Origin of the sequence: Pukyongia salina (assembly GCF_002966125.1) — a bacterium.
Classification (GTDB): Bacteria; Bacteroidota; Bacteroidia; order Flavobacteriales; family Flavobacteriaceae; genus Pukyongia; species Pukyongia salina.
In genome coordinates this window covers 660,091-674,943 of record NZ_CP027062.1, presented here as the reverse complement: position 1 = coordinate 674,943, position 14,853 = coordinate 660,091, and the positions used below count along the sequence as shown (strand labels likewise).

The window sequence follows — 14,853 nt, the reverse complement described above, 5'->3', positions numbered from 1 at the left end:
GTCCCATATTTGTATTGTAAAATTTAAAAATATAAATTATGAAATCTCACTTAACACTCACTCTTATCTTGTCCATGTTGGTCTTTTCGTTGCTTGCACAGGATGTGCAGGGGGTGGCAACCTACAAATCACATCGCAAGGTCGATATCCAATTGGACAGTACGCATATGAACGATGAGATGCTGGATCGCATGCAGGCCATGCTAAAAAAGCAATTTGAAAAGGAGTACACGCTCGAATTCACTGCGACGGAATCTATGTATAAGGAAGTAGAGACCCTGGACAAGCCAGAAACCATGATAGGGAATGGTGCAGAAGTTATGGTTGTGGTGTCGGGTTCGGGAGCAGCCGATGAGCTCTACAAGAATGTGGCCGAGAACCGGTACGTGAATCAGAACGAATTGATGGGAAAAGAGTTTCTAATCAAGGACTTGTTAGAACTACCAAACTGGACCTTAACCAAAGAGAGCAAGAATATAGGAACCTATACTTGCTTTAAGGCAACCTATACAGATTCGAGGACCATTACCCGTATGGTATCTTCTTCAGAGAACGGTAAAACCGATACTAAAGAAGAATCAGAAGAAGAAGAATATACGGTTATGGCCTGGTATACGCCACAGATACCCGTAAAACATGGACCTCAGGAATATTTTGGTCTTCCCGGTCTTATTTTGGAAGTAACCGATGGTACGGAGACCTTACTTTGTAATAAGGTGGTGCTTAATCCTAAGAACGGGGTAAAAATAAAAGAACCCACCAAAGGAAAAGTTGTGAGTAGAGCAGAGTACGACAAGATCTCAGAGAAGAAGTCTAAGGAGATGCAGGAACGGTTTCAGTCGAGCCGTCGCGGGGAGGGAAGATCTGTTGAAATAAGGATGGGAGGTTAATATTCTAAAGTTTCAATTAAACCTTTTTAACATATAATTGTCTAAGGATATTATCGGAATCGATTTACTTTGTGAATCATTCAAATTACAACATAATGAAACTACTATCCTTTCTGGCAATTATATTGATATCCTTTACTGGTTTTTCACAAAATATTAGTGGTGTTGCCTACTACGAATCCAAGACCACGGTCGATATGGATAACTTTGGAAACCGAGAGATGAGTGAAGATATGAAAAGGCAGATCGCCGAACGTATGAAAAACTACCTGGAAAAAACCTTCATTCTAACTTTTAATGGCAACGAATCCATTTATAAGGAAGAGGAAAAATTGGAAACCGGTGGCGGGAGAGGTGGATTTGCTATGATGATGGGGAGTTTTTCGGCTGGGAAACAGTACAAGAATTTAAAGAACAATCAGATCCTGGAAGAACGTGAATTCTTTGGGAAAGAGTTTCTCATTAATGATACACTTACTAATCTGGATTGGCAAATTACCAAGGAATCTAAGCAAATTGGGCAATACCTGGCAATAAAAGCAACGGCGGTAAAACCCATAGACGAGAACGATTTCAGTATGGCTCGCCGCAGAAATCGTGACAGGAACCGGGACAACACCAATGAAGAAGAAAATGAAGGAGAAAAGGTTGCCGATACTACCAAGACAGAACCCGCAGATCCGTTCGATGAGATCGAGATCCCAAAAACTATTGAGGTGACTGCCTGGTTTACCCCTCAGATCCCGGTTGGGAATGGACCTGGAGAATATGCAGGATTACCAGGATTAATATTAGAACTGAATGCGCATCGCACTACTTTGCTGTGCTCTAAGATCATACTTAATCCTAAAGAAGCCGATAAAATAGTGGCTCCTACCAAAGGAAAGGAAGTAACACGTGAAGAATATAACGAGATCGTAAAAGAAAAAATGGATGAAATGCGGGAGAATTTCAGAGGTCGCGGTGGACGCGGCGGTGGAGGAAGACGTTTCGGGGGATAAAAACTACAACCAATATAGATGAAAAAACTACTTATTGCGGCAGTATTACTGTTCGCCACTTCTCTTAGTGCTCAAAGTATAAAAGTTCGTGGAGTCATCCAGGACACCTTGAGTGAGCCCCTTGAATTTGCAAATGTGATCGCCACGATAGAGGCAAGCGGAGATATCGAGTCTTACGGAATCACAAACGAAGACGGCTTATACCAACTCGATCTACCAAAAGGGGAAACCTATACCCTTCGAGCCAGTTTTCTGGGCTTTGAAACCGTAACCAGATCTCTTACCGTTCCCGAGGATGCCGAAAATATGAAAATAGATTTCGTGCTGAAATCAATATCTACCGAATTAGACGGGGTAGAGATCGTTTACGAAATGCCCGTAACCGTAAAAGGGGATACTATTGTTTATAATGCCGATTCGTTTACCAGTGGTGATGAACGAAAATTGGGAGATGTGATGAAAAAACTTCCGGGAGTTGAGGTTAATGATGATGGGGAGATAGAAGTTGAAGGAAAGGCCGTTACCAAAGTAATGGTGGAAGGAAAGGATTTTTTCGATGGGGATTCTAAATTGGCAACTAAAAACATCCCGGCAGACGCGGTAGATAAAGTTGAGGTGCTGCGTAATTATAATGAAGTGGACCAGATGAGAGGCCTTGGCAACGATCAGGACAATGTGGCCATTAATATTAAACTAAAGGAAGGAAAAAAGAATTTCTGGTTTGGAGAAGTAACTGCCGGAGCGGGTATAGACAGCGATGATAATGCAAAATACCTTGTACACCCGAAGTTATTCTATTACAGTCCGGAGTACAGCATCAACCTGATTACCGATTTCAACGACATAGGTGAAGTGCCCTTTTCCTGGAGAGATTATTTCAACTTTACCGGGGGCTTTAGAAATTTTAATCGCGGAGGCGGGACCAATTTTAATATCAGCCAAAGCGACCTGGGATTTGCCGTAGCACAAAATAACAGGGCCAATGAAATAGAGACCAAGTTCCTGGCAGGAAATTTTAGCTGGAGGGCGAACAGCAAGCTTGATCTTAGTGGTTTTGCTATACTATCTGATAACCGAACCAATATTGTAAATAATTCCATAAGACAGTATATAGCCTCGGGCGTTACCGAAACCACGGCTAGTGTGAACGATCAGAGGAGCCAGTTGGCCATGATGAAATTAAGTAGTGTGTATAAGCCTAATACCGATTTCCAGCTGGATTATGACGCGATATTTAAAATATCCAAACAAACTGAAGACGATAACACACTCTCACAGTTTGTCGATTCTACCAATAATATTGAGGAGGCCAAAGAGAATAAACCCTATTCTATCAATCAAAATGTGAATGCGTATTATACGCTGGACGACAATAACATTTTTGCGGGGCAGTTACAACACCTGTGGCAGGATGAGGACCCTTTTTACAATGCCATAACAGATCTGCTCCCTTTTAGTGGAATTATTCCTGTGGATTCTACCCAGAACCGCTACAATATAAATCAGCAGAAAAATATAAAAACCAACAAACTGGACGCGAAGATCGATTATTACTATGTGCTGAATAATACCAGTAACATAAATTTCACCCTGGGTGCCACTTACAGTAACCAGCAATTCGATTCGAATATATTTCAGCTTCTCAATGGCGGAGGTATGCTTAATTTCACAGAGACTCCCGAAATAGACGGAGAAAATCTACCCCTGGTTAACGATGTTACCTACGGATTTACCGATGCATTCCTTGGTTTGCATTACAAAGTGAAAACAGGCGAGTTTATCTTCACTCCGGGATTAACGCTTCATAATTATAACCTGAAGAACGAACAACTGGGAACAACGGTTACCCAGAATGACTGGATGGTGCTACCCGATTTTAACGCGATCTGGAATATTAAAAAAAGTGAAAGCCTCAGGTTTAACTACTCGATCTCTGCAGAGTATACCGATATAAATAACTATGCCGAGGCATTTGTGTTTAATAATTACAACAGTATGTTCAGGGGTAACAGAAACCTTGAGAATGCCCTTTCACATCAATATAGCCTCAACTATTTTAGTTTCAATTTATTCAATTATACCAACATTAGCGGATCTCTCAATTATACACGCCGAATTGAAGGTTTCAAGAACAATTCGGAGGTTATTGGGATTAACCGAGTGGGAAGCCTGTTTAATATTGATAGTAATTTCCCGGACGAGACATTCTCGGCTGCTGCACGATTCAGTAAAACCATAAAAAAGATCCAGTTCAACTTAAACGCTAATGTAACCCTAAGCAAGTCGAACAACCTTATTAACGATATCATTACAGAAAGCGAAAGCCTTACGCAGGGATATAGAGGTAGTATTCGCTCTAATTTCAGAGAGTGGCCTAATTTCGAAGTGGGATACAGGCTCACTGTAAACCGTTATGATAACGGTGGCCTGGAACAGACCTTTTATACCCAAAGGCCCTACGCAAATATGGATCTCCGTTTCCTGAAACACTTTTCATTCAATGCAGAGTGGGACTATTATAACTATTCTAACGAAGAGAACACGGTAGACAACACCTATTCGTTCTTCAATGCCAATTTGTATTATCAGGAGGGGGAAAGTCCGTGGGAATTCTCAATTCAGGCGACCAATATATTAGACACCGAATTCACGAACAACGACAGCTTTAATGAGCAGTTCAACACCACTTCTCAATATTACGTTTTGCCGAGAATATTGATGCTGGTGGTGAAGTATGACTTGTAGGCCGTTCATAAAAAAACCTAAATATTAATATGAATTCTCTCGCCTTACTTACCGTACAATCCCAGGCCGAAGCACAAGGTCGATTATTGGGGTATTTAGCAATGGGTATCTTTTGTGTGGCTTTGTTTTATTATGTATTTGTACTGGAACCAAAACGCGCCCGAAAGAAGAAAGAAAAAGAGAAGGAGAAAGATTCTTAGAGTTTTTTCTGAAGGCTGGCCCATCCGCCACCGTTTACAGCTTCTATATCATTGTTTCGAAGGATAGTGGCGGCGCTTCCCGATCGCATCCCACTGGCGCAGCAGGTGATTACAGGTTTTTTCCATTTTTTTATTTCTGAAAGTTGTACCGATAGCTGTTGCAAGGGTATATTCTTCGATCCCGGGATGGCTCCTCCATCGTATTCGGCTTTGGTTCGTACATCCAGGATGACCGCATCCTTTTCAATGAATTCCTCAATTTTCTTTGTTTTATTTCCGAAGAGAAAATCTAAAAGTCCCATAATTATTTATTGATTAAAGAAAGGCCATTGTCTATAAGATGAGCTACTTCAGGCCTATTCTTTTTTACAGTGGTTAGGTGTTCTATTATTTTTTCTGAAAACGAATCGTCTTTGCCTCGTGTGAGATCCAGAATTTCGAGACTTAACAGCCAGTCTTCCGGGAATTCCTGCGATAAAATTTTAAAGATTGAAGTAAGTGCTGGTAAGTCTATCGCATTGCTCTCTCTCTGTTCCCGAACTTTTTGATAAAGCTGGTTGCGTTTTTTTTCCGCTTCTGAAAGGGACACACGAACCGTTTCGGTGCCACTTAGTGTATGAGATAGTACATCGTAGGAGCGATAATCTGCCGCGCCCGCGAAAGCCGAAACGATCTCTTTTCCTACCGCCATATCGAAATCGCCCATTTCGGGAGAAAATAGGATCTCTTCCCGGTAACGTACCGTACAATCGGTAAATTGGATAAGCATTAATTTGCCGCTGAGGTTTCGCATACCTGTAACATTGAGGCCATCTACGGTAATTCCACTTTCAAATTCGAAGGAAATGGGTTTTCCATCGTAGAAATTATACGCCTGAAGATCTCTGGGGCCCATATTCTCGATCGATAAGTTAATTCCTTTCAACTTCCCCAAGGGTGAACGGAATCCATTCTTGTGACGGCTAATACCATGTCCGATCACCTCCTTCTCCCGGTATGCAAGAGCCGTTTCACCCTCTGTTTCAAAATAGACAACTTCATTATCCTCATTTTGGATCATTCGGGTAAACACTCCACTTACTTGTAAGCCAGTACTTAATTCTATAGTGCCCAGTTGTTTGCTGCCAATAAGTTTTTTTAAGCCCCGCCAGCCACCTTTTCGCACAGCCATGGTATTTGCAAACTCCTCAAGTACTTCCTGCAGGTAAGCAAAATCCGGTGTGACGTATAGTTGGGGTTGCGGTTTTGTAATGTCGAATTCCTGGTAGGCCGCATCTATAGTGTACGGCAGTTTCTTCACTTCCGGTTTCATGCACCATGCGCTTTCACCTATGGACGACAACAGTCCGGCTCCGTAGATCTTTGGGTTATCAACAGTGCCAACAAGACCGTATTCTACCGTCCACCAGTGTAGATTACGGATGAGTGCCATTTCGGATGGTTCTACTTTTTTCTGCTGAAGCGCATCCACTTTTTGTTCAGCTGCCCTGATCTTGTCCTCCAGGTCTTCCACGGAAGAATTATGAGCTTCTTTGAGAATAGAGAGTTCTCGTACTGCTTCGTACATTTCGTTATCATGTGCACTGGTGATCGCCTTGGCGCCTATCTCTCCGAAACGCCTTAGATACTCGGCATAATCCGGGCTTGCTATAATTGGGGCATGTCCGGCACCTTCATGAATGATGTCTGGGGCAGGAGTATATTCGATGTTTTCAAGCTGGCGTATGTCACTGGCAATTACCAGGATCTTATAAGCCTGGAATTCCATAAAAGCATTCGGAGGGATAAAACCATCAACAGCCACGGCCGCCCAGCCAATTTCCTTTAGGATACGGTTCATCCCGTACATGGAAGGTATGCTGTCTATAGAGATCCCGGTCTTTCTTAATCCGTCCAGATAGCTCTCATGTGCTACCTGGCTGAGATAATCCACATTTTTTCGCATTACATAGCGCCACACGGCCTGATCGACAGCCGTATAATCCTCATAATTTTGCGGTTTGATAAATTGCTTCAGATGAGGTGGTAAGCGCTCTATCAACTCGTTACTTTCGTAGCGTTCTTCCATAAGCTTTCAAAAGTACTACAGCCATCGGAGCTTTCCAAAAGCCTTAGACTTTTAAACGCGATTTCGTTATCTTGCAATGTAAATGAACACAGCAACCCGTAAGGAAGAAATCGTAGCCGTCGCATCTTCACTTTTTAAGGAAAAAGGGTATAATGCTGTTTCCATGCGCGACATCGCCCAGGAAATGGGAATAAAAGCTGCGAGCCTATACAATCATATTTCCGGTAAGCAGGAAATTCTATCAACACTCATCTTATATCTCGCGAGAAAATTTACCTCGGGGATGCAGGCGGTGATAGACTCCGGAGGAACACCTCTAGATAAGATCAAAGAAGTGATAGAGATGCATATAGACATCACGGTAAATCATTCGGAAGCACTTGCAGCTCTAAATAACGACTGGATGCATCTTGAAAATGAGGATTTGTCCAATTTTGTTCGGATGCGCGAGGATTACGAAGATAATTTCAGAAAGATCATAAAACAAGGCATTGAAGAAGGAGATCTTAAACCCCGACATCCTGAAGTTATATTGTTCTCAATACTGTCTACGCTACGCACCCTCTACCTGTGGTATCAGAAAAGAGGCAAACTGGACGTGAATGTCCTGAAAAAAGACATGGTAGCAGTATTGCTGGAAGGAATTGTTTAGCAAATTATTAACTTGCATATGTAACTAACAAACGTTAGTTTTGTTAGCCGAAAAATAAGAGATGTGGCCATATTTCATACATTAAGGATAAAGAATATTTACAAGGAGACAGACGATTGCTCTGTTATTAGTTTTGATGTCCCTGAAGATATAAAGGAAGCCTTTTCATATCACCAGGGACAGCATTTAACCTTGAAAGCCGATATAGACGGAGAAGATATACGAAGATCGTATAGTTTGTGTTCAAGTCCGATGGAGGATAAGTGGAGTGTGGCGGTAAAGCAGATACCCGGCGGGAAATTCTCTACCTATGTAAATTCAGAATTAAAAACCGGTGATACTATCCAGGTGATGCCTCCTAGCGGTACATTTGGCGTGGATCTCAATCCTACAAAACCGAAGAATTACCTGTTCTTTTCGGCAGGTAGTGGGATCACTCCTATCATATCGATGATCAAGACCCATCTCGCTGCCGAGCCGCATGCAACCTGTAAGTTGTTTTATGTTAATAAGACAGCCAAATCCATTATCTTTAAGGAAGAATTGGAACAGCTTCGGAATACCTATTTCGGCCGCCTGGAAATATATTATTTTCTTACAAAAGAGAGAAGGGACATAGACCTTTTCAATGGCAGATTTGATGATGATAGAATGAAGGTCCTTTGCTCCACCTTTATAGATATTCCGGATACGAGTGAGGTATTTCTATGTGGCCCGGAGGATATGGTACATTATGTAAGTGATTACCTGGTGAAAGCAGGTTTACCAAAAGAAATGATCCATTTCGAGTTGTTCGTTACGGGTCTTTCTGAAGAAGATAAGATGAGAGCCGAGCGTCTCGCCCAGCAAAATGTGGAAGGAGTAGAACTCACAATTATAGATGGTGGAAAAGAGTTCCATTTTACGATGACCAAAGATTACGACAACATCCTGGATGCTGCCCTTGGAGCCGGAGCCGATCTTCCATTTGCCTGTAAAGGTGGTGTTTGCAGCACATGTAAGTGTAAGGTGATAGATGGTGAGGTGGAGATGAAGGTGAATTACGCCCTTGAAGAAGACGAATTGGCTCAGGATTATGTATTGAGTTGCCAGTCGGTGCCAATCACAGATAAAGTAAAAGTAGATTTTGACGTCTAAAAATAAACGACATGAGTGAAAAAGAAGTAAAGAACCTGGAAGCTATTTTTGAAGCGCGTATAGCTCGCGATGAAAAAATTGAGCCTAAAGACTGGATGCCGGAAAAGTACAGGCAAACCCATATAAGGCAGATCTCACAGCACGCACACTCGGAAATAGTGGGCATGTTGCCGGAAGGCAACTGGATCACACGGGCACCATCGCTTAGACGTAAAGCAGCGCTCTTGGCCAAGGTTCAGGATGAAGCAGGACATGGTTTGTATTTGTATTCTGCTACCGAAACACTTGGGATCTCACGCGAAGAATTGTTTGACCAACTGCACAGTGGTAAGGCTAAATATTCTTCTATCTTCAATTATCCTTCCGTTACATGGGCAGATATTGGCGCGATAGGGTGGCTGGTGGACGGGGCTGCTATTATTAACCAGGTAGCCTTATGTACAACTTCATTCGGTCCTTATGCAAGAGCGATGGTTCGAATATGCAAAGAGGAAAGTTTCCATCAGCGACAAGGGTATGAGATCATGCTCACTTTGTGCAATGGAACGCCCGAACAAAAAGCTATGGCCCAGGATGCCTTAAACAGATGGTGGTGGCCAAGCCTGATGATGTTTGGACCGAGAGATGCCGATTCGCCGCATACCGAACAATCGATGAAATGGAAGTTAAAACGAAAGACCAACGATGAATTACGGCAGCAGTTTGTGGACCAAACTGTTCCGCAGGCGGATATTTTAGGGATCACGGTTCCGGACCCCGACCTGAAATTTAATCCCGAAACAGGGCATTACGATTTTGGCGAGATCGACTGGGATGAATTCTGGCAGGTAGTAAAGGGTCACGGACCCTGTAATAAAGAACGGATGGAGGCCAGAGTTGGCGCCTGGGAAAGAGGAAGCTGGGTACGGGAAGCCGCCATGGCCTATGCAGAGAAGCAGGCGAAGAAAAAAGTAGCAAAAGCAAGTTAAAGAGTTAGATATGAAAAAAGATTGGCCATTATGGGAGGTATTCGTAAGATCGAAGAACGGTCTTGAACATCGTCATTTTGGAAGTCTGCATGCTGCAGACGCCGAAATGGCACTGGAAAACGCAAGAGATGTATATACCAGAAGGAACGAAGGTGTAAGTATCTGGGTGGTGGAGAGTAAGTATATCACTGCCTCAAATCCGGCCGACAATGGAGAGTTCTTCGAACCGGCTCAGGACAAAATTTACAGACATCCTACATTTTATGATCTCCCGGACGAAGTAAAACATATGTAAATGAAAGATCAGGACCTATACAATTATATACTCGGAGTAGCAGATAATTCACTTATTCTAGGGCAGCGTTTAGGTGAGCTATGTGGTCACGGACCTAATCTGGAAACCGATATAGCACTTACCAATATTGCCCTGGATCTGTTCGGGCAAACACGAAGTTATTATCAATACGCGGCTAAAATAGCTGGTGATGGAAGAACCGAGGATGATATTGCCATGCTTCGCAACGAAAGGGATTATAAAAATGTACTTCTGGTAGAGCAGCCCAATACTCATTTTGGACATGTAATTGCCAGGCAATTCCTGTTCGATGTTTACCATCTTCAGTTAATGAACGCCTTACAACATAGTAAGGACGAAATGCTGGTGGCAATTGCGAGAAAAGGAGTGAAGGAAGTGAGCTATCACAAACGTTTTTCTGGCGATTGGCTAAAACGCCTGGGTGATGGAACAGATGAAAGTAAACAAAATATACAGGAAGCTATCGATCATTTCTGGCCTTATACCGATGAACTTTTCGATATGACAGATTCGGATAAAAAGATAGCAGATCAAGGGATTGGTGTGGATATGACAACTTTGAAAGATGACTACTACAAACAAATTTCAGAAGTTCTTGAAGAAGCAACCCTAACAATACCCGATAACCCATACTCCAAAAGAGGTGGAAAACAAGGGATTCATACGGAACATATGGGGTACATTTTAACCGAATTGCAATATATGCAGCGTACCTATCCTAATATGACCTGGTAATATGATGATCGACCTGCATCCCAATATCGACGCAGAACTTATTCCAATCCTGGATGAGGTGGCAGACCCGGAGATCCCGGTGCTAACGGTTTTGGATCTGGGTGTTATTAGAGAAGCGGTAATAAGAAACGGGAAGGTGATGATTAAACTCACACCTACCTACTCCGGGTGCCCGGCCATGGACGTGATAGGCGATGATATCAAGGCCGCTTTTTTAAAGAGAGGGATGAAAGCCGAAATTACATTGGTGTTGGCCCCTGCCTGGTCTACAGACTGGATCAGCGAAGAGGGAAAACGTAAAATGGAAGCCTATGGGATTGCGGCACCTTTAGAGGAGACTGCAGACAAGGAGGCTTTGCTGGGAAATAAACCCCTGGTGAAATGCACCAACTGTGGAAGTACACATACACGACTTGTAAGTCAGTTTGGTTCCACCGCCTGTAAAGCTCTTTTTCAATGTGAAGATTGTATGGAGCCTTTCGATTATTTTAAATGTTTAAAGTAAAAATATGAGTACATATATTCAGAAGGAAATAGAAAATGGAGTAGCCTGGCTAAGACTTAACAGACCTGAGGTTTTTAACAGTTTTAACCGCGAAATGGCACTCTTATTTCAATCTGAACTCGACCAATGTGAAGCCGATCAAAACATCCGCGCCATTGTGATCACTGGGAATGGAAAGGCATTTTGTGCCGGACAAGACCTTAAAGAAGTGACTTCTCCCGAATTGAACCCCGGATTCAGGAAAATACTTGAAGAACATTACAATCCCATTATTAGGAGAATTCGTGCGATAAATAAACCCATCATCGCAGCCGTGAATGGGGTGGCAGCGGGAGCCGGTGCTAATATCGCACTAGCCTGTGATATCGTTATTGCGGTTGAAGGTGCTGCTTTTATTCAGGCGTTTAGCAAAATTGGGTTGGTTCCGGATAGCGCCGGAACTTTCTTTTTACCCCGGCTGATTGGATTTCAGAAAGCATCTGCCCTAATGATGTTAGGAGATAAAGTAAGTGCCGAAGAAGCAGAACGATTGGGGATGGTTTATAAGGTAGTGTCGCAGGATAGTTTTTCTGAAACCATTAAGGAAATTTCATCAACGCTTGCAATGATGCCTACAAAAGCTCTGGGCTACACTAAGCAATTACTCAATGCTTCTATGGAAAACACCTTAGAAGAACAATTATCGATGGAATCTAAATTGCAAATTGCGTCGGCTCAAACCGAAGATTATGCCGAGGGTGTGGCAGCCTTTGTGGAAAAACGAAAGCCAAAATTTAAAGGAAATTAAATGATCGAAACGGTAGGTATAATAGGCTCTGGTACTATGGGTAGTGGCATCGCACAGGTTGCAGCAACTGCTGGGTGTATGGTGTGTATCTATGATGCTAATCCGGATGCCCTGAGAAAAGCAGAGGATTCCCTGGCGAAAATACTAAACAGGTTGATCGAAAAAGGCCGGATAGACGAAAGTGAAAAGTCGAGGATCCGCGATAATATAAAATATGTAAGCAGTCTCGAAAGTTTGGCGAATTCGGAACTGATCATCGAAGCGATCATCGAAGATTTGCAGATCAAGAAGGAGCTATTTCAGAAACTACAAAAGATAGTCGCCAAAGATGCCATCATTGCTACTAATACCTCTTCGCTTTCCATTGCGTCTATTGCATCTTCCCTCGATAATCCAAAGCGATGTATCGGGATTCATTTTTTCAATCCCGCACCCCTCATGAAGTTGGTAGAGGTGATTCCTGCGGTACAGACTTCAGAAAATACTTTAAAAAGCACCATTAAAAATATAAGCAACTGGGGTAAGACAATAGCGGTTACCAAGGACACCCCAGGATTTATCGTAAACCGTGTAGCCAGACCATTTTATGGTGAATCCCTGCGCATCTATGAAGAGGGAATTGCAGATTTTGCCACCATAGACTGGGCTATGAGATCGCTGGGAGGGTTTAGAATGGGTCCTTTTGAATTAATGGATTTTATAGGAAATGATATCAATTATACTGTTACAGAGACTGTCTTCGAAGCCTTTTATTACGATCCGAGGTACAAACCGTCCTTTACACAGAAACGATTGAGCGAAGCCGGTTTTCTGGGACGAAAAACAGGAAAAGGATATTATAATTATAAAGAAGGTGCAGTAAATCCTAAGCCAAATGAGGATGTTGGTCTTGCCCAGAAAATTTTCGATCGGGTACTTGTAATGCTTATCAATGAAGCCGCGGACGCATTGTTCTGGAACATAGCATCGGCCGAGGATATAGATAATGCTATGACCAAGGGCGTGAATTACCCTAAAGGTTTATTGGCCTGGGCAGACGAGAAAGGAATAGACTGGTGCGTAATGAAGCTGGATGCTTTATACGAGGAATACCGGGAGGACCGGTACAGGTGTAGTCCGCTTTTACGCCGAATGAATAAAGAACAAAATTCATTTTTTTAAAATGATGGAAGGAACATCCATACCCTATAAGATGCTATCTCTGGACCCGTTCAGTAGCTGGTTGGGTATAGAGATCCTGGAGTGTGAGATAGGAAGATGCAGAGTGGCCATGACCGTGCGGGAGGAGATGCTAAATAGTATGGGTAAGGCACATGGCGGAATTACATACGCGCTTGCCGATACTGCCTTTGGTTTTGCTGCCAACACCCATGGAAAATTTGCCGTTTCCATAGAAACTTCTATAAATCATATCGAGGCCGTGGAAGCCGGAGATTACTTGATAGCGGAAGCTGTGATCGACGTGACAAAAACTAAATTAGGCTTTAATGTTATTGAAGTAAAAAGAGGTGATGAAATGGTCGCACTTTTTAAAGGAGTGGTCTACAGAACAGCTAAAGACTGGGAGTAAAACTGAAATAAAGCCCTATAATGATAAGCCGTCCAAATAGCGGTGGGCAAAGAAAAATTGAACGAATGAAAGATGCATTTATAATTGACGGAATAAGAACCCCTATAGGGAATTATAAAGGTACCCTTAGCCAGGTGAGAACAGACGATCTGGGGGCCCTGGTAATTGAGGAAGTTACCAAAAGGAACCCCAATATTCCTATGGAAGATTATGACGATGTGATCATGGGATGTGCGAATCAGGCGGGGGAAGATAACAGGAATGTTGCTCGTATGGCGCTGCTGCTGGCCGGACTGCCATTCACCGTTCCCGGTGAAACAGTCAACAGACTGTGCAGCAGCGGGCTCTCAGCTATTATTCACGCCAATAGAGCGATTAAAGCTGGAGATGGCGATCTTTTCATTGCGGGAGGAGTTGAAAACATGACACGCGGACCTTATGTGATCGCGAAACCGTCATCGGCCTACGGAAACGACGCCAAGATGTACGATTCCAGTTTTGGTTGGCGCTTTGTGAACGCAAAGATGCATGAGCTATACGGAACCGATGGAATGGGAAATACTGCCGAGAACCTGGTAGAAAAATACAAGATCACTCGGGAAGATCAGGATGCATTTGCCTATTGGAGTCAGATGAAAGCGACAAAAGCGCAACAAAACGGGAGGTTGGGCATGGAAATAGTAGATGTGGTGATCCCACAGCGAAAAAAGGATCCCATAATCTTTTCTGAAGATGAATTTGTGAAACCTGCAACTACCAAAGAAATTCTGGCGAAACTGAGACCGGCGTTCAAAAAAGATGGCAGTGTGACTGCAGGAAATAGTTCGGGCCTGAACGACGGTGCTGCTGCGACCATCATTGCTTCTGAAGAAGCCTTAAAAAAATACGATCTCAAGCCCCTTGCGAGGATCGTAAGTTCTGCGGTTGTTGGCGTCGAGCCCAGGATCATGGGTATTGGACCCGTAGAGGCCTCGAACAAAGCGCTTTCCAAAGCAGGATTATCCATGGACGATATAGATGTTATCGAATTAAATGAAGCATTTGCGTCTCAAGCCCTTGCATGCATTAGAGAATGGGGTCTGGCAGACGACGATCCCAGGATCAATCCTAACGGTGGTTCCATCGCTATTGGACATCCCCTGGGCGTAACCGGAGCTCGGATAGCCTATTCTGCCGCGCTGGAATTACAACAACAGAACAAACGATATGCCTTGATCACTATGTGCGTAGGTGTAGGCCAAGGATATGCAGCGATCATTGAAAACCCAAATTTGTAATT

General features: G+C 43.1%; 16 protein-coding genes. 14 read left to right on the top strand and 2 right to left on the bottom strand.

Annotated elements, in window-relative coordinates; all coding sequences use genetic code 11:
* The first annotated feature begins 38 nt into the window (after nt 1-38).
* The 4 genes from C5O00_RS03080 to C5O00_RS14445 all read left to right on the top strand — a co-directional run bounded on the left by C5O00_RS03080 (nt 39) and on the right by C5O00_RS14445 (nt 4,836).
* Nucleotides 39-890: a GLPGLI family protein gene (locus C5O00_RS03080; protein WP_105214841.1), complete on the top strand. Its 852-nt coding sequence runs from the start codon at nt 39-41 to the stop codon at nt 888-890.
* A gap of 95 nt (nt 891-985) precedes the next feature.
* Nucleotides 986-1,891, top strand: a complete 906-nt coding sequence (locus C5O00_RS03075) for a GLPGLI family protein (RefSeq protein ID WP_105214839.1) — start codon at nt 986-988, stop codon at nt 1,889-1,891.
* A gap of 18 nt (nt 1,892-1,909) precedes the next feature.
* Complete coding sequence (locus tag C5O00_RS03070; RefSeq protein WP_105214837.1) at nt 1,910-4,636, top strand: TonB-dependent receptor; 2,727 nt, start codon at nt 1,910-1,912, stop codon at nt 4,634-4,636.
* Nucleotides 4,637-4,665: 29 nt separating this feature from the next.
* The gene (locus tag C5O00_RS14445) at nt 4,666-4,836 is read left to right on the top strand and encodes a hypothetical protein (protein WP_158676768.1); all 171 of its coding nucleotides are present in this window, start codon (nt 4,666-4,668) and stop codon (nt 4,834-4,836) included.
* Here C5O00_RS14445 and C5O00_RS03065 read toward each other — a convergent pair.
* Nucleotides 4,833-5,138 carry a rhodanese-like domain-containing protein gene (locus tag C5O00_RS03065; RefSeq protein WP_105214835.1) on the bottom strand — a complete coding sequence of 102 codons (306 nt, stop codon included), beginning with the start codon at nt 5,136-5,138 and terminating at the stop codon, nt 4,833-4,835. The two genes, C5O00_RS14445 and C5O00_RS03065, sit on opposite strands and share 4 nt — an antisense overlap.
* A gap of 2 nt (nt 5,139-5,140) precedes the next feature.
* Nucleotides 5,141-6,904, bottom strand: a complete 1,764-nt coding sequence (locus tag C5O00_RS03060) for an aromatic amino acid hydroxylase (protein ID WP_105214833.1) — start codon at nt 6,902-6,904, stop codon at nt 5,141-5,143.
* Between the two features lie 82 nt (nt 6,905-6,986).
* Here C5O00_RS03060 and C5O00_RS03055 point away from each other — a divergent pair, with 82 nt between their 5' ends.
* From C5O00_RS03055 to pcaF, 10 genes are all read left to right on the top strand, one after another.
* The gene (locus C5O00_RS03055) at nt 6,987-7,556 is read left to right on the top strand and encodes a TetR/AcrR family transcriptional regulator (protein ID WP_105214831.1); all 570 of its coding nucleotides are present in this window, start codon (nt 6,987-6,989) and stop codon (nt 7,554-7,556) included.
* Nucleotides 7,557-7,619: 63 nt separating this feature from the next.
* Nucleotides 7,620-8,693, top strand: a complete 1,074-nt coding sequence (locus C5O00_RS03050) for a 2Fe-2S iron-sulfur cluster-binding protein (protein ID WP_105214829.1) — start codon at nt 7,620-7,622, stop codon at nt 8,691-8,693.
* 11 nt (nt 8,694-8,704) lie between these two features.
* Nucleotides 8,705-9,661 (top strand): 1,2-phenylacetyl-CoA epoxidase subunit PaaA, encoded by a 957-nt coding sequence (gene paaA, locus C5O00_RS03045; protein WP_105214827.1) that lies wholly within the window; start codon nt 8,705-8,707, stop codon nt 9,659-9,661.
* 10 nt (nt 9,662-9,671) lie between these two features.
* On the top strand, nt 9,672-9,956 hold the full coding sequence (gene paaB, locus C5O00_RS03040) for a 1,2-phenylacetyl-CoA epoxidase subunit PaaB (protein WP_105214825.1): 285 nt from the start codon (nt 9,672-9,674) through the stop codon (nt 9,954-9,956).
* Entirely contained in the window at nt 9,957-10,712 is a 756-nt protein-coding gene (gene paaC / locus C5O00_RS03035) for a 1,2-phenylacetyl-CoA epoxidase subunit PaaC (protein WP_105214823.1), read from the top strand.
* A 4-nt stretch (nt 10,713-10,716) separates the two neighbouring features.
* Nucleotides 10,717-11,217, top strand: a complete 501-nt coding sequence (gene paaD, locus C5O00_RS03030) for a 1,2-phenylacetyl-CoA epoxidase subunit PaaD (RefSeq protein WP_105217552.1) — start codon at nt 10,717-10,719, stop codon at nt 11,215-11,217.
* A gap of 4 nt (nt 11,218-11,221) precedes the next feature.
* On the top strand, nt 11,222-12,004 hold the full coding sequence (locus C5O00_RS03025) for an enoyl-CoA hydratase-related protein (RefSeq protein ID WP_105214821.1): 783 nt from the start codon (nt 11,222-11,224) through the stop codon (nt 12,002-12,004).
* On the top strand, nt 12,005-13,165 hold the full coding sequence (locus C5O00_RS03020) for a 3-hydroxyacyl-CoA dehydrogenase NAD-binding domain-containing protein (protein ID WP_105214820.1): 1,161 nt from the start codon (nt 12,005-12,007) through the stop codon (nt 13,163-13,165).
* Between the two features lie 4 nt (nt 13,166-13,169).
* Nucleotides 13,170-13,574 (top strand): PaaI family thioesterase, encoded by a 405-nt coding sequence (locus tag C5O00_RS03015; RefSeq protein WP_105217551.1) that lies wholly within the window; start codon nt 13,170-13,172, stop codon nt 13,572-13,574.
* A gap of 65 nt (nt 13,575-13,639) precedes the next feature.
* Complete coding sequence (gene pcaF, locus C5O00_RS03010) at nt 13,640-14,851, top strand: 3-oxoadipyl-CoA thiolase (protein ID WP_105214818.1); 1,212 nt, start codon at nt 13,640-13,642, stop codon at nt 14,849-14,851.
* Nucleotides 14,852-14,853: the final 2 nt, after the last annotated feature.